Consider the following 25,150-nt stretch of genomic DNA (forward strand, 5'->3'; position numbering starts at 1 on the left):
AGTAGGAATTATGAGATGAATTTCAGCCGGGAAGTCGGTATATGAAAAAAGGAGCCGCATAAGCAGCTCCTTTCTATCCCTCTATTTGCCGGGCAGTAAAACTCCCACCATAGAATTTGGCTGGAGCAAAGAAGTTAGGTGGGAGTCGGGCTGCCCGTAAACGCCCGATTGGTGCGGGCTAATAATCAGTGGGTCATGAACAAAACCCCCACTGATTAAAGTTTCACTTTATAGGAAGTATCCAAGCAATAATCCGATTCCCATTAGGAGACCGAAAATTGTATTTGTTTTTGCTGTTGAAATCATCGCAGGTACCATTTCCATTGGAATGCTTTTGCCGATAAAGCCTTTCGTCGCTTTAAATGCTTTCGGTACACTTAAGAATACGATAAGCATCCATGGTGATACGATGTTAACGATGATTAAAGCGATTGTCCAAATGTAGGCAACGATAAACATAGAAGCAAGTACACCAACGGCTCTTTCGCGTCCAACGAGAATTGCTAACGTTTTACGACCATTCTCTTTATCACCATCTAAATCACGAATATTGTTAGATAGTAAAATTGCACCAATTAAAATGGAGCTTGGAATAGATAATAAAATCACTTCTGATGTTACTGCCCCTGTTTGGATAAAGAATGAAATACCAATAATAATGACACCCATAAATAATCCTGCTGTTAGCTCTCCAAATGGTGTGTACGCAATTGGAATAGGGCCACCGGTGTAAAGGTAAGCAACGGCCATACAAACAAGACCGATTGCAGCAAGCCACCAGCTAGAGTTCATACAAATATAAACACCTAATAGCGTTGCGATGCCTAAAAATCCGAATGCTAAGTTAAGAACGGTTTTTGGTTTAATGCCATCGCGGACGATAGCACCTCCGATTCCAACTGAACCTTCATGATCGAGTCCTCTTTTATAATCAAAGTATTCATTAAACATGTTCGTTGCTGCTTGAATGAGAAGGCAAGCAAGAAGCATCATAAAGAAAAGAGGAAGATGTATTTGATTTATACCTCCGACCTGCATTGCAAAAGCTGTTCCGATGAAAACAGGAACGAAAGCTGCTGTTAATGTATGGGGACGTAATAAACTCCACCAAATTCGCCAGCCTGTTTGTTTACTTGGCTTTGGCGCCGTAGGAGAGGAATTCGTTTCGACGTTCATTTCCATGTTGAATCCTCCTTGGTCACATATTGTACACAATTAAGTGTAGAAAAAGCATCATTTAGTGTCAACGTTTATTTTCTAGGAAGAGAAGGTGAATTTCTCAGAAATGCTAAACGTTGACAGGCCTTTCCTTTGAGGTGTATCTTAAAATCAAGCGTAATTATGACTATTTTTCGCCCATAGGGGGGAGACAATTGTGATTCAAACGAAACGAAAAGGCTTACAAGAAGTTCTTGTTACAGCTATTAAGCGTGCGACCGATGAAAAAACATTAGTTAGTTTTGTAAAACAAATAGATTGGGTGGATCCACTTCTGTTTTATGCAGCAGGAAAAAGGATCGCATTCGAAAATAGATGTTATTTTGCAGACCCAGCTCAGCATGTAATATTTGCTGGGATTGGCTCTGTTTTCACTATAGCAAATTCTTCTCACAAACGCTTTCAAACTGCTCGTGACGAGTGGGATAAAGTAAAAGAGAAAGCATTCGTACAAAGAGAAGGATACGAATTTGGAACAGGTCCTCTTTTATTTGGTGGATTTTCATTTGACCAAGAAAAAGAAAAAACGAATCTTTGGAAAGAATTTGATGATACCACATTTTCACTACCAGCATTTTTATTAACTGTAAAAAATGAAAAGGCGTGGTTAACGATTAATCAGTTCGTTTCAGCTGAAGATTGTGCAGAAACTCTTTATAACGAAATTATTTCTGTAGAAGAGAGAATTTTACAAGAGAGTAAATGTGCACTAGTAGGATCAAAATTAACAGTTACTTCTAAAGTAGAAGTTGATCCGAGTGGCTGGATGAACGCGATTGGAAAAGTGCAAGATGAAATGAAGCAAGGGAACGTGCAGAAGGTTGTATTAGCAAGGGAGCTAAAATTAACGATGGATCAGCATATTGATTCCGTTCTTGTTTTAGAAGCGCTTCGCATTGGGCAACCGGATTGTTACGTATTTTCTTTTGATTATAAAGGAGCATGCTTCTTAGGGGCGACACCTGAGCGATTGATTCGAAAAGAAGGCGAGAAGTTCACATCGATGTGCCTTGCTGGTTCAATTGGTCATGGCAATTCTATAGAAGAAAGTAAACAAAATGGTGAGACGCTTCTTCATGATGAAAAGAATTTGGCTGAACACGGTTATGTAGTTAACATGATTCGAGGTGTGCTAAGTGAGCATTGCGAATCTGTTAATATTCCGGAGAGCCCAGGCTTATTAACGACGAAAAATTTAATTCATTTATATACGCCTGTAGAGGCAAAAGGCGATGCGAGTCTTTTAACGATGGTAGAAGAATTACATCCAACACCAGCTCTTGGTGGTACACCTCGTCATGAGGCGTTGAAATTAATCCGTGATGTAGAGCTTTTAGATAGAGGATTATATGGTGCACCAATTGGCTTTATAGATGATGAAGGAAATGGTGAATTTGCGGTTGCACTTCGCTGCGGATTATTAAATGGCGAGAAGGCATCCTTATTTGCCGGCTGTGGTATCGTAATTGATTCAGTAGCGCAGCTTGAATATGAAGAAACAAGTTTGAAGTTTAGACCGATGCTTGGTGCTTTGGAGGAATTAATGAAATGAACAATCATATAGAAGCATTATCATATTATTTAGGCGCGTTCGTGGACGAACTGACGCGTCTAAATGTATGTGATGTTGTCATTAGTCCAGGCTCACGGTCAACGCCGATTGCCTTACTAATGGAACAACATGAAGGAATGAAAACATATTTACATGTAGACGAAAGATCAGCAGGATTCTTTGCGCTCGGTATTGCGAAAGCAAAAAAACATCCTGTTGCGCTATTATGTACGTCAGGAACGGCAGCAGCGAACTATTATCCAGCTGTATGTGAAGCGTTTCATTCACGAGTGCCGCTTATCGTATTGACAGCGGATAGACCGCATGAATTACGAGATGTGGGTGCACCACAGGCGATGAATCAATTTAATTTATACGGTACTTTTGTGAAGCAATTTATAGAGATGGCACTTCCTGAAGCAAGTGAAGCAATGTATCATTACGCTCGAATGACAACGCAGCGTACGATAGCAAGCGCACTTCTAGCGCCGCAAGGACCTGTTCATCTTAATTTTCCAGTTCGCGAGCCGCTTATACCGGATTTCTCATTAGAAAGTTTATGGGATAAAGGGCGTGGTGAATATACAGGAGTAGTTCAGCAAGGGAACGTGACGATGCCGAGTGAATATGTAGATTCTCTTGTAGGGCGCCTTTCACATATGGAAAAGGGGCTTATTATTTGTGGAGACGGCAGTCATCCAGAAATAACAGAAGTTGTTATGAAAGTAGCTGAGAAAACAGGGTATCCAATTTTAGCAGATCCACTTTCTAACCTCCGTAGTGGTAATCATGATAAAACGATGGTTATAGATTGTTACGATACATTTTTACGAAATGAATTGTTAAAAGAAACGTGGAAGCCGAATGTTTTAATTCGTTTCGGAGGAATGCCTGTCTCTAAAGCATTAACGCAGTTCATCAAAAAACAAACGAAAGCTGTTCATATCGTTGTTGATGAATCTGGACAATGGAGAGATCCAGCTCTAGTTGCGACAGAAGTTGTACAAGCTAGTGACATTGAATTTTGCAGAGCATTACTAGAGAAAATGCCAGTTATGAAAAAGAATGATTGGTTCGGAATGTGGAAACATATAAACGAGAAAACGAGAGAAACGCTTCGTGAGATGGAAGCATATGAAACGGCGTTTGAAGGAAAAGTAATTACGGATATTGTACGTGTATTACCAGAAGGGGCAACGTTATTTGCAAGTAATAGTATGCCAATTCGCGATACCGATTCATTTTTCTTCACATCGGATAAAAACATTCAAGTAATGGCGAACCGCGGTGTAAATGGTATTGATGGAATCATTTCAACAGCTTTAGGAGCGAGTATTATTTGTGATCCGCTCGTATTAGTAATCGGTGATTTATCATTTTATCACGATTTAAACGGATTATTAGCCGCAAAATTACATGAATTAAATATAACGATTGTTGTTGTAAATAATGATGGTGGAGGTATTTTCTCATTCTTACCACAATACGAGAAAAAGGAACATTTCGAATCATTATTTGGAACACCAATTGGGCTTGATTATGAACATGTTGTCAAAATGTATGGTGGTTCATTTAGCCGTGTAAATGGTTGGGAAAACTTCCGAGAAGAAGTACAAACTGGAACGAAAACGAATGGATTACACGTTGTGGAAATTTGTACGAATCGCGAAGAAAACTTGAAATTACATCGTGAACTATGGGCAAAAACAATGGACGTTATTACTACATCTTTGCAAGGTGAATCAAAATGAAAGTAACATTGCAAGGTGTATCGTATGAATATGAAGTAGCCGGAAGCGGGGAACCACTTCTACTTCTTCATGGTTTTACGGGAAGCATGGAAACGTGGGGTTCCTTTATTCCTTCTTGGAGCGAGCAGTTTCAAGTCATTCTAGTAGACATTGTTGGACACGGGAAAACGGAAAGTCCTGAAGATGTGACGCATTATGATATTCAAAATGTGGCACTGCAAATGAAAGAACTACTGGATCATCTTCATATTGAAAATGCGCACATACTTGGCTATTCAATGGGTGGTAGACTTGCGATTACGATGGCATGCTTATATCCAGAATATGTGCGTTCGCTTCTTTTAGAAAACTGTACAGCTGGACTTGAGAGTGCAAAGGAGCGAAAAGAACGCAAGGAAAAAGATGAACGACTTGCCGATAAAATTGAGCAAGAAGGCATCCGAAGTTTTGTATCGATGTGGGAAAATATTCCGCTATTTGAAACGCAAAAACGTTTAGCCCAAAACGTAAAAGAAGCGGTGCGAAAAGAACGACTTGCTAATAATCCAAAAGGACTTGCAAATAGTCTTCGCGGCATGGGAACAGGGGCTCAGCCTTCATGGTGGAACGAATTGCAAAACCTAAAAACGCCTGTCCTTTTACTGAATGGAGAAAGCGATGAAAAGTTCTTTCGCCTATTAAAAAACATCGGAAAATGCATCCCTCATGCGAAATTTGTCAAAATTGATGGGGCTGGCCATGCAATTCATGTGGAACAACCGGAAAAGTTTGATACAATAGTAAAGGGATTTCTAAAAACTATGCAGTGATACTTTTTTCAGCAAGAAGGAAGTTGCACTTATAGCGGAGATCAGAAATATAAAAGGAGGTAATAGTAATGACTATTGAATGGGTAAAAGAAGGCAATTACGAAGATATTATTTATTCAACATACAATGGCATCGCAAAGATTTCGATTAACCGCCCTGAAGTACATAATGCATTCCGTCCTAAAACGGTAATGGAGTTAATCAATGCTTTTGCACACGCTCGTGATGATGCAAATGTTGGCGTTATCATTTTAACAGGTGAAGGTGGACGTGCATTCTGTTCTGGCGGCGATCAAAAAGTTCGCGGTCATGGTGGTTATGTAGGTGACGATCAAATCCCACGTTTAAACGTATTAGACTTACAACGTCTAATTCGCGCAATCCCTAAACCAGTTATCGCAATGGTAGCAGGTTATGCAATCGGTGGTGGACACGTACTTCATATCGTATGTGACTTAACAATTGCTGCAGACAACGCTGTATTCGGACAAACAGGTCCTAAAGTAGGAAGCTTTGACGGTGGATACGGAGCTGGTTATTTAGCTCGTATGGTAGGCCATAAGAAAGCTCGTGAAATTTGGTACCTATGCCGTCAATATAGTGCTGGGGAAGCACTTGATATGGGCTTAGTAAACACAGTAGTACCATTAGAACAACTTGAAGCAGAGACAGTACAATGGGCACAAGAAATTTTAGCAAACAGCCCAATGGCACTTCGTTTCCTAAAAGCTGCATTCAACGCAGACACAGACGGTTTAGCTGGTATTCAACAACTAGCTGGAGACGCAACGTTATTGTACTACACAACTGACGAAGCAAAAGAAGGCCGCGACGCGTTCAAAGAAAAACGCACTCCGGACTTCGGTCAATTCCCTCGTTTCCCTTGATCAAAAGCGGAGCCGACTGTTTAGCCCCGTTGGCTAAGGTTCTTTCGCACAGAAAGTGTTTTTTACTTTCTCGTGCGGAAGGTTCTTAGACGGAAGGGGCTAGGAGGCGCAGCTGGATGTCTCAAAAGCGGAGCCGACTGTTTAGCCCCGTAGGCTAAGGTTCTTTCGTACAGAAAGTGTTTTTTAATTTCTCGTGCGGAAGGTTCTTAGACGGAAGCGGCTCGCACACAATGTGAGACGCAACCAAAAGATCACACCGGAAACAAAACAACTAAGAGACTTGATGTCATATCAGGTCTCTTTCTTTCATGAAAGGAGAATGAGTGATGGAGACGATGCCGAATTGGTTAATGCAACGTGCATTTTTAACACCTGATCGCACTGCAATTGAAATTGAAGAGGAGAAGGTTACTTTCGTGCAGCTGCATGAAAAAGTAGTATCTGTTTGTGAACACCTCACGCATGTAGGAGTGAAGCGGGCGCAAAAGGTGGCTGTTCTGATGAAAAATGGTATGGAGATGATTACAGTTATTCACGCCCTATCTTACATAGGTGCAGTAGCTGTGCTTTTAAATACGCGTCTTTCAAGAGAAGAGCTACTTTGGCAAATGGATGATGCGGAAGTTGTTTGTTTAGTGACGGATCAAGAGTTTGAGACGGAAAATGTTCCAGTATGTTCATTTGCTGAAGTGATGCAAGGACCGAAGGCGGAAGCATTTATACAAGAAGAATTCTCTTTAGAAGAAGCGATGACAATTATTTATACGTCAGGGACGACAGGGAAACCGAAAGGCGTTATTTTAACATACGGTAACCACTGGGCAAGTGCAGTCGGTTCTTCGCTTAATTTAGGGCTCCGTGATGATGATTGTTGGTTAGCCTGTATGCCAATGTTCCATGTTGGCGGGCTATCTCTTTTAATGAAAAATATTATGTACGGAATGCGCATTTTACTCGTTCCAAAATATGATGCTAATTTTATTCATAAAGCACTTCAAATGAGAGGCGTTACGATTATTTCTGTCGTTTCTAAAATGCTAACGGATCTATTAGAACGACTTGGAGAAGAGACATATCCATCTTCTTTACGATGCATGTTACTTGGCGGAGGACCAGCGCCGAAACCGTTATTAGAAACGTGTGTAGAAAAAGGAATTCCTGTGTATCAAACGTACGGTATGACAGAAACATCATCGCAAATTTGTACGTTAACAGCAGATTACATGTTAACGAAAGTAGGATCAGCCGGAAAACCACTATTTCAGTGTCAGCTTCGTATTGAAAAAGACGGCGTAGTTGTGCCGCCCCGTGCTGAAGGAGAAATTGTAGTAAAAGGACCGAACGTAACAGGTGGCTACTTTAACCGTGAAGATGCGACGCATGAGGCGATCAGAAATGGATGGCTTCATACTGGTGACCTCGGTTATTTAGATGAAGAAGGATTTTTATACGTATTAGATCGCCGCAGTGATTTAATTATTTCTGGCGGAGAAAATATATATCCAGCTCAAATTGAAGAAGTATTGCTCTCTCATCCGGCGGTAGTAGAAGCGGGTGTTGTCGGTATGGCTGACGAAAGTTGGGGACAAGTACCAGCTGCTTTTGTTGTAAAAAGTGGAGACGTAACAGAAGAAGAAATTCTTCGTTTTTGCGAAGAGAAATTAGCGAAATATAAAGTGCCGAAGAAAGCATGTTTCTTAGAGGAATTACCACGAAATGCTTCGAAGAAATTGTTAAGACGAGAGTTAAGACAATTAGTGGAGGAGATGTAGGTGGAAATAAAAAAAGCGACACTTTATATAACGGAAATGCCGCTCATTATCCCGTTTGCGGCAAGTTACGGGACTTATGAAAAGCGTGAAAGTATCGTCATTGAATTAGAAGATACAGATGGATACATTGGTTTTGGTGAAGTCGTTGCATTTTCTGAACCGTGGTATACGGAAGAAACGGTGAAGACAGCGCTGCATGTACTTCAGGATTTTTTATTACCAGATTTATTGAAAGCTGAAATCTCTCATCCGAATGAAGTACCGTCTTTGTTCCAACATATAAAGAGAAACCGAATGGCAAAGGCCGGAATTGAAGGTGCTGTTTGGGATTTATATGCGAATCGTCAAAAGCAGTCGTTAGCGATATTGCTTGGCGGAAATAGGTCTGAAATTGAAGTCGGCGTTGTGATTGGGATCAATACGATTCCGGTTATGCTAAAACAAATCGAGAAGTACGCGGAAGAAGGATACGAGCGCTTTAAAGTGAAAATAAAGCCAGAACATGATTACGAATTGCTGAAAGAAATTCGTAAAGAGTTTCCGAATATCCCGTTAATGGCTGATGCAAATTCAGCTTATACATTAGCGGATACTGAGAAGTTGAAACGACTAGATGAATTTAGGCTTATGATGATTGAACAACCGTTAGCGGATTATGATTTTCTTGATCATGCACAGTTGCAAAAGAAAATTGAAACACCAATTTGTTTAGATGAAAGCATCCATAGTTTAGAAGACGCATGTGTTGCGATTACGCTTGGCAGTTGCCGCGTCGTTAATATTAAACCAGGGCGAGTGGGCGGATTAACAGAGTCCGTTCAAATCCATAATTATTGTATGGAGCATAACATACCAGTTTGGTGCGGTGGCATGGTAGAAATGGGGATTTCACGAGCTCAAAATGTTGCACTCGCTTCATTGCCAAACTTTACGATTCCAGGAGATATATCTGCTTCTAGTAGACATTGGGAGAGGGATATTATTTCACCGGAAGTGATGCTTGAAGGCGGAAAAGTAAGGGTACCGCAAAGTATTGAACGTGAGTATGAAGTAGATCGAGGCAGGTTGGAAGAAATAACAAAGCAGCGGATTATTTTTGAGCGATGAATGGGAGCTTTTATTAGTACTGACTACCTGCAAATAGCGGGATGATTTTGTCGTTAATTGTCGGTAAGTCGATATATTTAAAAAATCGCCGATATAATTTCATTTATCAAGGTTACTCTTACGGGTAGCCTTTTCTTATTGTACAAATTGGATAGACTAGTTTAAAATCGAGCGTATGAAAACAGAATAAAGTAGGGGGACTAAAATGAAGCGCATTTCAATTTTAATAGCTGATGATGAAGCGGAAATTGCTGATTTAATTGAGATACATTTAGAAAAAGAGGGTTACCACGTCGTTAAAGCAGCTGATGGAGAAGAAGCCATGCATATTATTCAAACTCAGCCAATTGACTTAGTGGTTTTAGATATTATGATGCCGAAAATGGATGGATATGAAGTGACGAGGCAGATTCGCGGCAAGCACCACATGCCAATCATTTTCTTAAGTGCGAAAACATCTGATTTTGATAAAGTGACAGGTCTTGTATTAGGTGCAGATGATTATATGACAAAGCCTTTCACACCGATTGAATTAGTCGCACGTGTAAATGCACAATTACGCCGATTTCTTACGTTAAATCAGCCGAAAGTAGCGGAGAATAAATCTGCTTTAGAAATAGGCGGAGTCGCTATTGATCCTGAGCGAAGAACAGTAAATGTGTACGGAGAGCCAATTGAATTAACACCAAAAGAATTTGATATTTTATATGTATTAGCAAGTCATCCGAAGAAAGTGTACAGTGTGGAAAATATTTTTCAGCAAGTATGGGCTGAAGGGTATTACGAAAGTGGAAATACAGTTATGGTACATATCCGTACTTTGCGAAAAAAGCTTGGGGAAGATAAAAGAAAGGATAAGTTAATAAAAACAGTGTGGGGGGTAGGTTATACTTTCAATGGCTAAAACGATGAGAAGCTTTCGCTCGAAGATGATTATGCTATTTGCGTTAAGTATGATATTAGCTGGTGGCGTAACGTATTTAATTTATGAGGGGCTACGTCTCTATTATAAATTAGCAGTTCGTTATGAGGATCCTTTAGCCCAATTTCGTTCAATGGTAAGACAAATTGGGGACATTAATTTCTTTTTAATTGTATTTATTCCTCTGTCCATTATGTTTTTCTTCTTCCTTACTAGACCATATTTAAAATATTTTGATGAGATTTCGAACGGGATTCATCATCTTGCGAACGGAGATTTTTCAAATCAAGTTCGTGTTTCATCAAATGATGAATTTGGATATATCGCACGCGAAATTAATGTAGCGAGTGAAAAATTAAAAGAAGCGGTTGAACGAGGAGACTTTGCGGAAAGTAGTAAAGATCAGCTTATTGTCAACTTAGCTCATGATTTAAGAACGCCGCTAACATCTGTTTTAGGGTATTTAGATTTAATTCTTAAAGATGAGAATTTGACGAAGGAACAAATTAAACATTTTTCCACAATTGCTTTTACGAAATCCGAAAGGCTTGAAATCTTAATTGATGAATTATTTGAAATAACGAGAATGAATTATGGCATGTTGCAAATTGAAAAAAGACCAATTGATATAAGTGAATTACTTATACAGTTAGATGAAGAATTATATCCGTTATTAGAAAAAAAGGTTTAGAAGCGAGATTGAATATGGATTCGCATTTACCTATTAACGGTGACGGGAAATTGTTAGCTCGAGTATTTGAAAATCTTTTAACGAATGCGATTCGCTATGGATACGATGGAAAGTTTGTTGATGTGAACGGATATATTGATCATGAAGAGGTAGTTGTACAAATTATTAATTACGGAGATAGCATTCCAGAAGAGGATTTACCATATTTATTTGATATGTTTTATACAGGTGATAAGGCCAGGTCAGAGCAACAGGGCGGAACAGGCCTTGGGCTATTTATCGCAAAAAATATTATCGAACAGCATGATGGGACAATCTCTGCTGAAAGTAACGTAATTAGAACGATATTTGAAGTGAGATTACCAAAAGAAGAGAGCAAAGCAATTTAATAAAAATTTAAACTTTACCCCACTTTTTATTTTAATAGTTTTTTCTATTCTATACGTAAGTTACGTTAAGGAGGAACTAGAAATGAAAAAGTGGGTATTTATTTCTCTTTTTATAGTATGTACAGCATGTGTAGGCTTTTATATATCACCAGTATTTCAAAAGGAGATCGATGTTAAAATTGCAGAAAAAGATAACAAAATAAAAGCCGCGAACACTGAAAAGATAGAGGTTACAGAGGAACAAATTTATAAAGGTGATCTATTATTAGTTAATAAAGATTACCCGGTTAAAAAAGATAGTGTTAGGTCCGATATTATAAATGTAAATCACAATAGTGAATTAGTAAGAGGTTATGTAATATTTGATAGAAATCTTCGCTTATCAAAGGGTGTTGTAAAAAAGTTTTTGAACGTTGTCGATGCAGCTGGGAAAGATGGAGTACAGCATTTCTTAATGAGTAGCGGTTACCGAGATTTTCAAGAACAAAGTAAATTATATAAAGAAATGGGATCTGATTATGCACTTCCAGCAGGATATAGTGAACATAATTTAGGTTTATCACTCGACGTTGGGTCTACTCAAAAGAAAATGGAGAAAGCGCCTGAAGGAAAATGGATTGAAGAGAACGTATGGAAGCACGGATTTGTTTTACGTTATCCGAAAAATAAAAGTAACATTACGGGCATTCAATATGAGCCGTGGCACATACGTTATGTCGGCTTACCACATAGCGCAATTATGCAAAAAAAGAAAATTACGTTAGAGGAATATTTGGACTTCTTAAAAGAGGAAAAAGAAGTTTCAACGGAGGTTGAAGGTAAGAAATATACGGTTTCTTATTATAAAGTTTCAGATCGTATGAACGTGAATGTTCCGGTGAATAAGCAGTATGAAATTTCGGGGAACAATATGGACGGGGTTATTGTGACTGTTCAGGAATAGGTGTTTCTTCACCAATCGGGATTTTGCGGGATGAAATTTGATTCTCCCATAATAGCGCTCTATAGTGGGAGAATCAAAATAGAGGAACAGGTACAATTCTTAATAATAGAAACGATGTTCATATGAAGAAGATTGTAATTAAAACATTCTCAACGGCTTTCATTCAGAGTAAAAAAGATTGGAGTTTCATCGACATTCTTAAGCCACATATACTCTTGACCATTTAAACTCCCCTTCACCCAGACATCACCTTTATATACATTTGTCTTCTTACGAAACCAAGTAAGATAAGATCCAACAACTTGAGGATCTTCATCAAGTTCATTCTTTTTTGGGAAGGAGATTTGTTTCTGTTCTTCTGTTTTTATATTAATAATATAAAGCGTTGTGATCATCGGCGGAACAGGCCCTTCCTTCCATTCCTTGTTCTCTTTTGCACGAGCCACAATCACTTTGTCTGGTGAGAACCATTCCAAATCAAGGTCTACATAACCTACAGGTGTGTATTCCTTTTGTTGTTTAGATGTTATCATGTCTGCAACTGTGAATTTTTTATTTTCTACCAAAAACCTTCCTTCTCCTGAAATATAGGCCAGTTGATTAGCTGATGGAGCCCACTTCATCCAGTCTTTGAACCCTAGTAGTTTACCTATCGCTTGAAAGTGTTCCCCTTTTGATGAGATAACACATAACGTATTGCTATCCATTGACAGGGAAGCAGTAGGAGTGGCTAAAAAACTAACCCATTTTCCATCAGAACTCCACTTAAAATAGTTAGTACCAATCGCAAATAAATCAGTTTCATTTGTTCGAATCGTATAAAAAGGCTTTATTTTATCTTTAGCAAGATTTGCATCTACTGGAATTTTATAAAGTGGGATTGGGCCCCATCCAATAGGACGCAAGCAGGAGTGTGAGGAAACGATAAATTCCTTTCCGTTCGGGAACCATTCGAAATCACTAACCCCAAGGGATACATTTTCAAAACCTTGTGGGCGACCATTTTTTATTTTTGTAACGTTTAATAAACCTTGATCAGTGTATGCCAATTGATTTTTGTTTGGTGACCACTTAAAGTCAGATGTTACGACTCTTACATAAGGCTGATAGTTTATTTTCTCCTTAGTATCATAAATGAATAGGTTAGATTTGTTCCCCATTTCATCACTATCAATATAGCCAATAAACCTACCATCATAAGACCATTTTGGAGAATACACATATCGATTCTTTGTGATTTGTATTTCTTGATTACCCTTTTTTATCCATAGCTGATGGTCGCGGAGAAATGCAGCTGTGAGTGGTGGGGTCTCTGCGCTAACCATCGTTGATAGATAAAAGCTGATTAAGATTGTACATAATAAAATCCGAAATTCCAAGAACATCCCTCCTACTTATAGGCTGTCCTAATATTTAATGGAAACTCTCATCCAAATGTGCATTTTCATTCATAATCTTCTTTGGCTATTTTGCTCTGTCACCTAAAAAATATCTGATTTTTTTATTAAGTATTTTCCATAAAATGACGCTTTAGCAGAACGACTTTATTTCAAATTTACATTAGAGGAGGAAATAATGTGGAATTAAACATTATAACGTTATATTTACTTTTCTTTTTTTTCGTGATACTCTAAATATGTGAAAGAGATATAAAATGAAATTTTAATGTAAGCGTATTCTTATGGCTTCTTATAGAAAAGGGTGGAAATACAATGACAGAACGATTCGTGCTACGTAATGTGAAGCGTGTGAACGGGGAAGAGATTGACATTGTAGTTGAAAATAATAAAATCGCACAGGTGACGAAAGCTGGTGCTGGCGAGGGTGGAAAGGTTCTTGATTACTCAGGTACTTACGTATCGAGTGGATGGATTGATTTGCACGTTCATGCTTTTCCAGAGTTTGATCCGTATGGCGATGAGGTAGATGAAATTGGCGTTAAGCAAGGGGTAACGACAATTGTTGATGCGGGAAGCTGCGGAGCTGATCGTATCGCAGATTTAGTACAAAGTAGAGAACAGGCAAAAACGAATTTATTTGCCTTTTTAAATATTTCTCGCATCGGTTTGAAACGAATTGATGAATTATCCAATATGGAATGGATAGATAAAGAGAAAGTAATAGATGTAGTAGAAAAGTATAAAGATGTAATCGTTGGATTAAAAGCGAGAATGAGTAAAAGTGTCGTTTGTGATAGCGGAATTGAACCGCTGCACGTAGCGCGCTCTTTATCTCGTGAAACATCATTGCCGATTATGGTACATATCGGTTCAGCTCCTCCACGTATAGAGGAAGTTGTACCTCTTTTAGAAAAAGATGATGTCATTACACATTACTTAAACGGGAAAGAAAATAATTTATTTGATGAAGAAGGAAAACCGCTATCTGTGTTGTTAGATGCAGTGAAACGCGGTGTGCATTTAGATGTTGGGCATGGCAATGCTAGCTTTTCTTTTAAAGTAGCAGAGGCAGCGAAGCGCCACGGCATTGCCCTTAATACAATTAGTACAGATATTTACCGAAAGAATCGTATACATGGCCCAGTTTATAGTATGGCTCACGTTCTTTCGAAATTCCTTTACTTAGGTTACACGCTCGAAGAAGTGATTGATGCGGTTACGAAAAATGCAGCAGAGTGGCTTAAGAAACCAGAGCTTGGTCGTATTCAAGTAGGAGATATTGCAAACTTAACTTTATTTACGGTGAAAGATGAACCGATTACGTTAATTGATTCAGAAGGGGATCAGCGCATTGCTGAAAGAAGAATTGATACGAAAGGGGTTGTAATCAATGGGTCATTCATTGAATGCTAAGTACGGATTAAAAAGAGTTATTAATGCGAGCGGTAGAATGAGTATTTTAGGTGTATCCGCTCCGACAAATACAGTCATGGATGCGATGAAGCATGGTGGACAAAATTATGTGGAAATTGCCGATTTAGTAGATAAAGCGGGAGACCATATTGCGAGAATTTTAGATTCAGAGGCAGCGGTCGTTGTGAACTCAGCATCGAGCGGAATTGCGCTTTCTATCGCTGGTATCGTTACAGAAGGAAATCGCCGTAAAAGTGAACGACTTCATCAAGAAGTAATCCTGAAAAACGAAGTGATTATGTTAAAAGGTCATAACGTTCAATACGGTGCTCCTGTTGAAACGATGATTTATTTAGGCGGAGGTAAGTTAGTTGAAGTCGGTTACGCAAATGAAGGAAAAGCGGAACATATTGAAGATGCAATCGGCGAAAATACAGCTGCGATTCTGTATGTAAAATCCCATCATGCAGTGCAAAAAAATATGATTTCTGTTGAAGAAGCGTGGGAAGTAGCACAGCGAAATAATGTACCACTTATCGTTGATGCAGCAGCTGAAGAAGACATTCAAAAATACGTGAAGTATTCAGACCTAGCCATTTATAGCGGTTCAAAGGCAATTGAAGGACCTACTTCCGGTATTGTCGGAGGTAAACGAAAATATATTGAATGGCTAAAGGTGCAATTACATTGCAGCGGAAGAAGTATGAAAGTTGGGAAAGAGACGACTTTCGGCTTACTTCAAGCGCTTGATGAGTACGGAGTGAAAGAAGATAAGAGTGAGCAAGAAAAAGAGTTGTTACAAGTACTTATGCCGCTGAAAGAGTTAAACGGTGTAAATGTAACGATCGTTCAAGATGAGGCAGGAAGAGCAATTTTTAGAGCGCGTATTCATATTAACGAGAACGAATTAAATAAAACTGCAAAAGATGTTGTGACCGCGTTACGCGAAGGGGAAATCGCAATTTACACACGTGATTACGGAGTAAGACAAGGGTTCTTTGATATTGATCCACGTCCACTTCAAGGCGATGACATACATGTGATTGAAGAAAAAATGAGAGAAATTTTAGGGGGAAACTAAGATGACAAACATTCAAAAACGTTTTTATAAAGGCCGCGTAGCATTAAATGTATTAGCGAACAATATCCGAAATGCGAAAGACATTTTTGAAGCAGCAGAAGGTTATGTAGTAGTCGGTGTGTTATCAAAAGACTATCCGACAGTAGAAGAAGCAGTAACTGCAATGAAAGCATACGGAAAAGAAATTGATGACGCTGTATCAATTGGACTTGGAGCAGGAGATAATCGCCAAGCGGCAGTTGTAGCTGAAATTGCGAAGCATTATCCTGGTAGTCATATTAACCAAGTGTTCCCTTCAGTAGGAGCGACGCGCGCAAATCTTGGCGGCAAAGATAGCTGGATTAATAGTTTAGTATCACCAACAGGAAAAGTAGGTTACGTAAATATTTCTACTGGCCCAATTAGTGCAGCTGGGGAAGAAAAAGCAATCGTTCCAATTAAAACAGCAATCGCACTTGTACGTGATATGGGCGGGAATTCATTGAAATACTTCCCAATGAAAGGCTTGGCTCATGAAGAAGAATATCGCGCTGTTGCGAAAGCATGTGCGGAAGAAGGATTTGCATTAGAGCCAACAGGCGGAATTGATAAAGAGAACTTTGAAACAATTGTACGTATTGCATTAGAGGCAAATGTAGAGCAAGTTATCCCGCACGTGTACTCTTCTATTATTGATAAAGAAACTGGCAATACGAAAACAGAAGATGTTCGTGAATTACTAGCGGTCGTGAAGAAGTTAGTTGATCAATATGCGTAAGAAAATTGCAGCATTCGGTGAAGTAATGATGCGCCTGCAAGTGCCAGGGTATGAATTGCTATCGCAAGCAAACTCATTAAATTACTCATTTTCTGGTACAGGTGTGAACGTTGTAGCCGCACTTTCTCATCTAGGGCATGAAGGTTTTCTTATTTCAACTTTACCTGAAAACTCAGTTGGAGATGCGGCGGTATCGCACATTCAAAAACTAGGGATTCAAGCACCGTTTATTTCAAGAGGCGGTAAATATGTTGGTATGTACTTTTTAGAAAATGGATTTGGAGCACGCGCAAGCCGCGTTACATATTCGAACCGATTAGAAAGTAGTTTCAATATGGCATGTGAAGAGATGTACCAATTTGAAGAAATCGCAAAAGAAATTGATATCGTTCATTTTTGCGGAATTACCCTTGCGATGAATGATACTGTGCGCCATCATATGAAATCTTTGGCGAAGGCAGTTAAAGAAAATGGAGGCACTGTCGTTTTCGATTGCAACTATCGTCCATCGCTTTGGGGAGAAGATGGGTATGAACAGGCGAAACCTCATTATGAAGAAATGCTAGGCCTTGCCGATATTGTAATGATGAATGAAAAAGATGCGATGTTTGTTCTCGGAATGAAAACGGAAGAGACGGAGCGAGAAGCACAGCTTGTTGATCTTATTCCAAAAGTCGCTGAAATATATAATATCGCTACGATCGCGGGAACGCATCGCTCTATTAATAGCGATAATACACACTCACTTCGCGGATTCATATGTAAAGATGGGACGTTCACTTTTGCCAAAACACTTACGTTTTCTGTATATGATAGAATAGGTGCTGGAGATGCTTATACGAGCGGAATTATTCATGGCGAGATAGAAGAGTTTGCACCAGAGAAAGCTGTTTCATTTGCGTCAGCAGCTGGAATGCTTGCACATACAATCGTCGGTGATACGCCAATGTCATCAGAGAAAGATATACTTCGGGCAATGACGGCATCAGTAGGTGATGTAGAAAGGTAGTGGGTGTAACGGTGAACGTAACGAGAAAAAGAGGTCCATTATATTTACAAATTAAAAATATTATTCGTGATCGAATATTACATGGTGTTTATGCCATTCATACAAATATTCCTTCTGAACCACAATTAGAAGAAGAGTTCAAAGTGAGTAAAATTACAGTGCGAAACGCAATTAAAGAACTCGTTCAAGAAGGATATTTAGAAAAGAAAAGTGGTAAAGGAACGAAAGTCATTCGAAATACTTCTGCGACAAAGCTTTCAAAGGGAAAGAAATTTACAGAAGTGTTAGTGGAAGAAGGCTATAAAGTACAAAAGAAATTGCTAAAGGCAGAAGTGGTTCATAATGAAGAAGGAACAGTACCATTTCGTTTGTTTGGTAAAGAGAGTTTTCGTATTGAGCGTCTATATGCTTTAAATGATACTCCGTACATTCATTATACGCACTATTTCTCAGCACAAATGGCAAGTACAGACTTAGCGGACTTTGACTTACAATCGCTTTATGATCTAGTCGAGGACCGTGGTATACATTTAGAAAACTTCAGAGATGAATTCGCTGTTGGATTTGCGCCTAATTTCGTTGCAGAAGCGTTAGGAGAAAAAGAGGGAACAGCGTTATTAAAACGTATGCGCTATTCTTACGATGAAGTTGGCGAAGTAATTGAATATAGTGAAGGCTACTACAATACGGAAATGCAGCATTACGTTGTAAATTATGATGTGTAAAAAATGAAGAGGGACCAATTCCCTCTTTTTTTGTAAAAAAATTTCATATCGAAGGGGAATGGGATATGGATATATACTTATTAATCGTCACGTTAATTGCGATCGCAATTGTTATTTTAGGGGTATCATGGTGGAAATGGCATGCGTTTATTAGTTTAACAGTTGCTAGTCTATTTTTAGCTATTATGTCTGGGTTGAACTTGACCAAAATTGTTACTGCCTATGAAACTGGTGTTGGTAGTGTACTAGGGCATTTAGTTGGTATTTTGGCTCTCGGAACAATCTTAGGGAAAATGATGTCCGATTCAGGGGCTGGCATGCAAGTAGCAGATTTCTTCATTCGATTCTTCGGGGTGAAAAAATTACCTTGGGCTATGTTATTCGCCGGATTTGTTATAGGGATTCCAGTATTTTTTGAAGTAGGGATTGTTATCTTATTACCACTCGTTATTTCAATTCGAAAAACAACGAAACAAAATATATTGTTAATTGCGTTACCTGTTATTGCTGGATTATCGATTGTACACGGGCTAGTGCCGCCGCATCCAGGTGCGATGACAGCAATCGGTATTTATAATGCGAATTTAGGAAAGGTACTATTGTATTCATTAATTATCGCGTTACCAACAGCAATTGTCGCAGGACCGGTATTTGCAAAGTGGGTACATAAGAGGGTTATACCTGAAAATGAACCGGAGCTTGTTCGAGTTACGACAGTATCTACTGATTTGCCAAGTCGTAAAGCTTCATTCTTTATCATTTTATTACCAGTAGTTTTAATGATTTTATCAGTAGTCGCACCATATATTTCATTACCGAAAAAAATAACTGAATTTTTAGTATTTGTAGGAAGTCCGGTAATCGCTTTACTTATTTCATGTTTCGCAGCGTTTTATTTGCTTGGTATAAAACAAGGAATTAATAAAAAGATGATTAAAAAATTAACAGATGAAAGTTTACTACCTGTCGGTTCCATTATTTTAATAATTGGTGCAGGCGGTGGATTTAAACAAATATTAATTGAAAGCGGCGTTGGAACAGCCATCGCTCAAATGGCAGAACATATTTCATTATCACCAATCGTCTTAGCGTTCATGGTAGCGGGATTAATCCGAATTGCAACAGGTTCAGCTACTGTAGCATTAACGACAGCAGCTGGAATTGTTTCACCGGTTATTCAGCACATGTCTGGTGTAAATTTAGAATTACTCGTTATTGCAACAGGGGCAGGATCATTAATGTTTTCTCATGTAAATGATGCAGGATTTTGGCTTGTAAAAGAGTATTTAGGATTAACAGTGAAGGAAACGTTTAAAACGTGGACTGTACTTGAGACATTATTATCATTTATTGCATTTGGCTTTGCTCTTTTATTAAATATGTTTCTTTAGAAGATACCTTAACAGGTATCTTTTTTTTGCAGCTCTTTTCACGAAACAAGCCCGTTTTTAGGAAAGCCAAGCTTCCGATTCGCCCTGAAAACATAATATAAATGGAATCCCCTCATTTAGAACAAGAAGAACTTGTTATGAATGATACTAAAGGAGGAATAGAATAATGGGCGAAAAGTGTGAACACAGACATGATGATTGCGACCGCAGATGTGATGATTTCGATCGCAGACGTGGCTGCGGAGGCGGTTTTGCGCTTCTAATCGTATTGTTTATTTTATTAATCATTATCGGTGCTAGCTGCTTCGGCGGAGGCGGAGGCGGTTATGGTGGCGGTTATGGTGGTTACGGCGGTTATGGCGGCGGCTATGGTGGATATTGCTGCTAATTATTTAAAAACTATTGAAAATGGCCTTGTGCAATATGCACAAGGCCATTTTATTCCGCATTAACGGGCAGTAAGACTCTCACCTTAAAAATTGGGTGTAAAGCACAGAAGTTAGGTGAGAGACCCAACTGCCCGTAAAAGCCCAATTGGTTCAACTAATAATCAGTGGGGAGGGACAAAACCCCCCACTGATTAAAGTTTCACTTTATTCACGTTCTAATATGCTGTGATAATTTACTAATGTACAGAGAACGGATTAAGAAGTAGAAAATGATCTCGATAATCCCGAACAACGTAAGTATAATGATTAATTCTTTTAATAAAGAGAAAGAAAACATGCTTTGTAAAAACTTAATCGCAAATATTGTATGAATACCAGCAACTATATAAGGAATGAAAAATAAAATTCCTAACTGAATCGTTGCAGAACGAAACATTTCCGATTCTGTTAAGCCGAGTTTTGTAATCGTAATGTACTTTTGTTTTTCAGTCGTTAAGTCGTTATACATACGGAAGTATAAAACGCTAGCTGCTCCGATAAAGAAAATAAAGCCGAGAAATGCCCAAATAAAGAAATTAGCAATTGCATCTTCTTTACCGTGAACTAGTTCATCAGTAGCCGTATATATGTAGAAAGGAACTTGCGCTTTCTTTTCTTTATGTTTTTCGTAGAACTCACGTGCATCATCACCAATAGCACGTAACATATTTTTTGTTGGAACCATTGCATTTTCCCAGTTTTCTACGAAGTAGTTATAGATTACGGTCGTTTCAATATGAGGAATCATATTGTCAAAAACATAATCTTGTACAACAATTAAATGGGGGAATGCAAAGGATGGTTCTATCCCTTTATTAATAAATCCTTTAATATGAAATTCTTTTTTATTAGATCCGATTGCAATTGTATCTTGTTTTGCAAATGGATTTGATACAAGATTTAAGAGCGCTGGTGAATGACGAGAAATAATATAAACTTGTGTAGAATCAAGAGCTATTTCTGGTCTCTGTAATTGCTTAGCAATCGAGTTATAATCACTCATTTTCATAAGCGCAATCTCTTCTTTTAAAGCTGTATCTTTTAAAACTGTAAACTTATACTTATTGTATTGAAAATTAGCATTTGTAAGCTCAGTTTCAATTGTAGTAATGTGCTTTTGTTCTAGGGAATTTTCACCTTCTGATGTATACGTAAAGGGGACAGGATATCGCTCTAATACCGATGCCTTTGTATTGTTATTAGCAGCAAACAGCCCAATAATAATTGTAAATGCAAGTGCAGACAACATAGAAACGATAAAAAGTACATTAATATTACTACGAGTACGAGCAACTAAATCTGAAATCCATAACATATTTATTTGTTTCATATAAAACTTTCTTCTTTTTTTAAAATGAAGATGAAGAGAAGAAATGTTTGTGAAAAGAAAAAATATGTCCCGATTACTACGAGTGGCAAAATAGATAATATGATAAAGAATACAGATCCATTTTGTACATTTTTTTCCGTTACATAGCCTTGCGGATAACCAGCAATATAATAGCATAGTCCTAAACAAGTTAAGGCAAACAACGAGATTATTATTGATGGTCTTTTTTCTTCCGTTTCTTTTTTAGTAACTTTAATTAGTCGAATTGTTTTACGAGTACGAATGAACATCGGTGTAAATGTAGAAACGATGAAAAATAAAATAATAAAAGTTAATGTTGTAACGATAATTGCCTTTGTAGGCCAATATAAGTAGAGGCCTTTCGCACCTGTTAATTTAGAAGTAACTAGTAAGAAAAAGTTAGAAAACACAAGCCCGCCTTGTATACCAACAAAAATAGCCAGTATTCCAATTATCATATTTTCAGTAAATAAAAGTCGCTTTAATTGTTTTTTTGATATACCAAGAACGGTTAATACCCCGAATTGTTGCTTCCTTACATTTAAAAATGTTCCAAGTGAATAAAGCAGGAAGAAGAATGAGAACAAGACAATGACAAACTGTGCTGAACCAGCTAAGTTCATCAGGGTATCTCGTTCTTGATAGCTCTGAACATTTTGTAGGCGCGGATGATACGTATAAACAGCAAATGAAAAGAAAACCATGATAGAAAAAGCGCTACTTACAAAGTAGGCGAAATATGCTTTAGAATTACGAGAGACATTTTTAAATGCGAATTGCCAAAATGTCATCCACGTCTTCCTCCTAGTAATGCTAGGACATCTAATATTTCTTGATAAAATTTCTCGCGATATAATCCGCGGTGTAGTTCATTGTAAAGCCCACCATCTTTAATGAAAATAACACGGTTACAATAACTAGCTGCAAAAGGATCGTGCGTAACCATTAAAATTGTTGCATCTTCTTCTTTATTTAACTTCGTAAATAGTTCCATTACATCGATAGCTGCTTTTGAGTCCAAGTTTCCTGTCGGTTCATCAGCTAGTAAAAGAGAAGGGTTATGAATAACGGCACGTGCTACTGCAGTACGCTGTGCTTGTCCTCCAGAAACTTCAAAAATACGTTTGTCCAAAATATGATCAATTCCAAGCTTTTTTGAAATGTTATCGAGTTTTTCGTCCATTTCTTTTAAAGGAACATTGTCTAGCGTTAAAGGTAATACGATATTTTCACCAATTGTTAGTGTATCTAATAAGTTGAAGTTCTGGAAAACAAAACCTAACTCTTGGCGGCGGAAAATAGCTAACTTTTCTCTACGGAATGTATGCGGTTGTTTTCCGTTAATAACGACTTCTCCAGAAGTAGGTGAATCGATAGTCGAAATAACGTTTAAAAATGTGGATTTCCCACTTCCGGATGGTCCCATAATCGCAACGAATTCACCTTTATCTACGTGTAAATTTATATTTTTTAAAGCAGTATGAGGGACTTTTCCTTCATACACTTTTGAGACGTTTTTTATGTGTAATACCTCTTCCATAATAATCACCTTTCTATTTTTAAAACTTAATATGTTGTGATAACTTTTGCATATAAAAGGAACGAATTAAAAGGAAAAAGAGAACTTCAACCGTTCCAAAAATCATAAGCACGACTGTAATTTCAGCAAAAAATGAGAGATTTAATATTTCTTGCAACATCTTTGTCGCAAACATCGTATGGATGGATGCCATAATGTAAGGGACGAAGAATAAAATAGCAAGTTGGATTGTAGCAGATTGCTTCATCTCAGTTTCTGTTAAACCAATTTTTGTAATCGTTATATACTTTTCTTGCTCATTTGTTAAATCTGTATACATTCGGAAGTAAAGAACACTGCCAGCACCAATAAAGAAAATAACGCCAAGGAAAGTTCCGATTAAGAAAAAGGAAGCAACATTTAGTTTCTTGTTGTATAAAGAGTCACTTGCTTCACTTGCGTGGAACGGTGGATGTTCTGCTTGAATCGCCGCATTGTCGTTAGCGATTTTTGTTATAAATGCTGAACCAATATTATATGCTTTTTCCCAATCCATAACTTTGAAGCTATATACACTCATTTGTTTCGAAATAGATGATAATGCTTCTACATTTTCATCAGATAGTACGATTAATTGAGGTACTAAACCAATTGGGAACGGGCTATAACTTGTATAGTCTTTAACCTGCAATGGTAAAGAGTTTTGAGTAAGTGTAAGAGTGTTTTTCTTTTCCTTATTATGAAGCGTTCCAATGACTTGAGCATCTAAATCTTTAATTAATATATAAGACTCGTCTTTATTCACTGTGAGAGTTTCCCAATTTAACGCCTTAGCCAGTATATTATAGTCACTTTGTTTAATTGCATAATAGAGCTGCGGGCTTTCTTCCGCCGAAGATACTTCATATATATCCGTTTTAAATTTCTTATAAGTAAACTGCTCTTCGTTAAATTTTTGTTCTAACCAATTTAAATGTTCATCAGCTAACGTATTTTCAGTATGTGATAAATAAGTAAACGGGAAAGGGTTTTGCCTTATTTCATCAAACTTTGTGAATTTCCCAAACCCATATAAGAATGTAATCATTGTGAAAGCGAGTGTCGATAACATCGTCACAATAAAGAGCATGTTAATATTCGTCCGAATACGGGTTGCTAAATCAGAAATCCAAAGCATATTAATACGTTTCATATAAAATTTTCTTCTCGTCTTTAATATGCGAATGAGTAAGAAGCTAATTTGTGAGAAGAAAAAATATGTCCCAGCTGCAGCAAGTGATGGGATGACAAATATACAGGAGGCAGCGTACAAAAGCCCAGCGATATCTCCTAGTGAAATAAAATATAGCGGGTTTGCTGCTAAAACATATCCAGATATTAAACATATCGCACCAAATAGAGAGATGAGTACGGATGCTTTTCTTTCTTTTTGTTTTGTTCCTTCTTTTAAAAGACGTACAGCTTTTCTCGTACGGATTAGCATCGGTGTAAAAGATGATACGAGAATGAAGAGTCCAAGAAAGATAATTATAGTTAAAATGATAGCACCTGTAGGCCACCAATATAAATATAAACCAGGCACATGCGTAATTTTGGCGGTAACTAATAAAAAGAACTGTGAAAAGACAAGGCCAAATTGAATGCCGAAAAATATGGATAGGCCACCAATTAACATGTTTTCTAGAAATACAAGCCTCTTTAACTGCTTTGGAGATATGCCAAGTACTGTTAAAATCCCGAACTGTTTTTTTCGTACTTTTAAGAAAGTACCGATTGAATATAGTAAAAAGAAAAATGAAAAGAATACAATGACAACTTCTGAGATTGTCATTAATATGTTCAGAGCAGCATTCACGCCTGTCATATGCAATTTAGGATGAAATAAATAAACTGCAAACGAGAAGAAAATTGCAATGGAAAACGCACTGCTTACAAAATAGGCGAAATAAGCTCTGGCGTTCCTTGTTACGTTTTTAAAGGCAAACTGCCAAAATGTCATTCACCTAAACCTCCTAATAGAGTGAAGAAGAAAAGG

At 37.9% G+C, this 25,150-nt stretch carries 20 protein-coding genes and 2 pseudogenes; 17 read left to right on the plus strand and 5 right to left on the minus strand.

Features of this window, described 5'->3' with window-relative positions; genetic code table 11:
- Window positions 1-228: 228 nt before the first annotated feature.
- Window positions 229-1,182: a 1,4-dihydroxy-2-naphthoate polyprenyltransferase gene (locus JFU20_RS18140; protein ID WP_002015811.1), complete on the minus strand. Its 954-nt coding sequence runs from the start codon at window positions 1,180-1,182 to the stop codon at window positions 229-231.
- A 193-nt stretch (window positions 1,183-1,375) separates the two neighbouring features.
- Here JFU20_RS18140 and JFU20_RS18145 point away from each other — a divergent pair, with 193 nt between their 5' ends.
- The 9 genes and pseudogenes from JFU20_RS18145 to JFU20_RS18185 all read left to right on the plus strand — a co-directional run bounded on the left by JFU20_RS18145 (window position 1,376) and on the right by JFU20_RS18185 (window position 12,041).
- A complete protein-coding gene (locus JFU20_RS18145) occupies window positions 1,376-2,770 on the plus strand; it encodes an isochorismate synthase (protein WP_002015812.1) in 1,395 nt (464 codons plus the stop codon).
- Window positions 2,767-4,521, plus strand: a complete 1,755-nt coding sequence (gene menD, locus JFU20_RS18150) for a 2-succinyl-5-enolpyruvyl-6-hydroxy-3-cyclohexene-1-carboxylic-acid synthase (RefSeq protein WP_201038798.1) — start codon at window positions 2,767-2,769, stop codon at window positions 4,519-4,521. The genes JFU20_RS18145 and menD overlap by 4 nt, the downstream gene beginning before the upstream one ends.
- Entirely contained in the window at window positions 4,518-5,330 is an 813-nt protein-coding gene (menH, locus tag JFU20_RS18155; RefSeq protein WP_201038799.1) for a 2-succinyl-6-hydroxy-2,4-cyclohexadiene-1-carboxylate synthase, read from the plus strand. The genes menD and menH overlap by 4 nt, the downstream gene beginning before the upstream one ends.
- Window positions 5,331-5,398: 68 nt before the next feature.
- A complete protein-coding gene (menB, locus tag JFU20_RS18160) occupies window positions 5,399-6,217 on the plus strand; it encodes a 1,4-dihydroxy-2-naphthoyl-CoA synthase (RefSeq protein WP_002015815.1) in 819 nt (272 codons plus the stop codon).
- A gap of 326 nt (window positions 6,218-6,543) precedes the next feature.
- On the plus strand, window positions 6,544-7,989 hold the full coding sequence (locus JFU20_RS18165; RefSeq protein ID WP_201038800.1) for an o-succinylbenzoate--CoA ligase: 1,446 nt from the start codon (window positions 6,544-6,546) through the stop codon (window positions 7,987-7,989).
- The gene (menC, locus tag JFU20_RS18170) at window positions 7,990-9,096 is read left to right on the plus strand and encodes an o-succinylbenzoate synthase (protein WP_002164872.1); all 1,107 of its coding nucleotides are present in this window, start codon (window positions 7,990-7,992) and stop codon (window positions 9,094-9,096) included.
- A 205-nt stretch (window positions 9,097-9,301) separates the two neighbouring features.
- Window positions 9,302-10,000, plus strand: a complete 699-nt coding sequence (locus JFU20_RS18175) for a response regulator transcription factor (RefSeq protein ID WP_002015820.1) — start codon at window positions 9,302-9,304, stop codon at window positions 9,998-10,000.
- Window positions 9,993-11,098, plus strand: a pseudogene (locus JFU20_RS18180) (sensor histidine kinase). Before JFU20_RS18175 ends, JFU20_RS18180 begins: the two are co-directional and overlap by 8 nt.
- A gap of 82 nt (window positions 11,099-11,180) precedes the next feature.
- Window positions 11,181-12,041 (plus strand): D-Ala-D-Ala carboxypeptidase VanY, encoded by an 861-nt coding sequence (locus tag JFU20_RS18185; protein WP_002015822.1) that lies wholly within the window; start codon window positions 11,181-11,183, stop codon window positions 12,039-12,041.
- Window positions 12,042-12,190: 149 nt separating this feature from the next.
- Here the strand turns inward: JFU20_RS18185 and JFU20_RS18190 are convergent, their stop codons facing one another.
- On the minus strand, window positions 12,191-13,420 hold the full coding sequence (locus tag JFU20_RS18190) for an eIF2A family protein (RefSeq protein ID WP_201038801.1): 1,230 nt from the start codon (window positions 13,418-13,420) through the stop codon (window positions 12,191-12,193).
- Between the two features lie 333 nt (window positions 13,421-13,753).
- Here JFU20_RS18190 and JFU20_RS18195 point away from each other — a divergent pair, with 333 nt between their 5' ends.
- From JFU20_RS18195 to JFU20_RS30760, 8 genes are all read left to right on the plus strand, one after another.
- Window positions 13,754-14,854 carry an amidohydrolase/deacetylase family metallohydrolase gene (locus JFU20_RS18195; RefSeq protein ID WP_201038802.1) on the plus strand — a complete coding sequence of 367 codons (1,101 nt, stop codon included), beginning with the start codon at window positions 13,754-13,756 and terminating at the stop codon, window positions 14,852-14,854.
- A complete protein-coding gene (locus JFU20_RS18200; protein WP_002164876.1) occupies window positions 14,832-15,935 on the plus strand; it encodes a DgaE family pyridoxal phosphate-dependent ammonia lyase in 1,104 nt (367 codons plus the stop codon). Before JFU20_RS18195 ends, JFU20_RS18200 begins: the two co-directional genes overlap by 23 nt.
- A gap of 1 nt (window position 15,936) precedes the next feature.
- The gene (gene dagF / locus JFU20_RS18205; RefSeq protein ID WP_000181936.1) at window positions 15,937-16,692 is read left to right on the plus strand and encodes a 2-dehydro-3-deoxy-phosphogluconate aldolase; all 756 of its coding nucleotides are present in this window, start codon (window positions 15,937-15,939) and stop codon (window positions 16,690-16,692) included.
- Complete coding sequence (locus JFU20_RS18210) at window positions 16,685-17,701, plus strand: sugar kinase (protein ID WP_201038803.1); 1,017 nt, start codon at window positions 16,685-16,687, stop codon at window positions 17,699-17,701. The genes dagF and JFU20_RS18210 overlap by 8 nt, the downstream gene beginning before the upstream one ends.
- The gene (locus JFU20_RS18215) at window positions 17,701-18,426 is read left to right on the plus strand and encodes a GntR family transcriptional regulator (protein ID WP_002015828.1); all 726 of its coding nucleotides are present in this window, start codon (window positions 17,701-17,703) and stop codon (window positions 18,424-18,426) included. Before JFU20_RS18210 ends, JFU20_RS18215 begins: the two co-directional genes overlap by 1 nt.
- A 65-nt stretch (window positions 18,427-18,491) precedes the next feature.
- The gene (gene gntP / locus JFU20_RS18220) at window positions 18,492-19,817 is read left to right on the plus strand and encodes a gluconate permease GntP (RefSeq protein ID WP_002164880.1); all 1,326 of its coding nucleotides are present in this window, start codon (window positions 18,492-18,494) and stop codon (window positions 19,815-19,817) included.
- A gap of 166 nt (window positions 19,818-19,983) precedes the next feature.
- Window positions 19,984-20,205 carry a YjcZ family sporulation protein gene (locus JFU20_RS30755; RefSeq protein ID WP_002164881.1) on the plus strand — a complete coding sequence of 74 codons (222 nt, stop codon included), beginning with the start codon at window positions 19,984-19,986 and terminating at the stop codon, window positions 20,203-20,205.
- Entirely contained in the window at window positions 20,144-20,269 is a 126-nt protein-coding gene (locus tag JFU20_RS30760; protein WP_002164882.1) for a hypothetical protein, read from the plus strand. Before JFU20_RS30755 ends, JFU20_RS30760 begins: the two co-directional genes overlap by 62 nt.
- A gap of 145 nt (window positions 20,270-20,414) precedes the next feature.
- Here the strand turns inward: JFU20_RS30760 and JFU20_RS18230 are convergent.
- From JFU20_RS18230 to JFU20_RS18240, 3 genes and pseudogenes are all read right to left on the minus strand, one after another.
- Window positions 20,415-22,387 (minus strand): annotated as a pseudogene (locus JFU20_RS18230) (FtsX-like permease family protein).
- Window positions 22,384-23,136 (minus strand): ABC transporter ATP-binding protein, encoded by a 753-nt coding sequence (locus JFU20_RS18235; protein ID WP_002164884.1) that lies wholly within the window; start codon window positions 23,134-23,136, stop codon window positions 22,384-22,386. The pseudogene JFU20_RS18230 and the gene JFU20_RS18235 overlap by 4 nt, the downstream one beginning before the upstream one ends.
- Before the next feature lie 19 nt (window positions 23,137-23,155).
- Window positions 23,156-25,114: an FtsX-like permease family protein gene (locus JFU20_RS18240; protein WP_033715971.1), complete on the minus strand. Its 1,959-nt coding sequence runs from the start codon at window positions 25,112-25,114 to the stop codon at window positions 23,156-23,158.
- Between the last annotated feature and the right edge of the window lie 36 nt (window positions 25,115-25,150).

Origin of the sequence: Bacillus sp. TH30 (genome assembly GCF_016650875.1) — a bacterium.
GTDB classification, from domain to species: Bacteria; Bacillota; Bacilli; order Bacillales; family Bacillaceae_G; genus Bacillus_A; species Bacillus_A mycoides.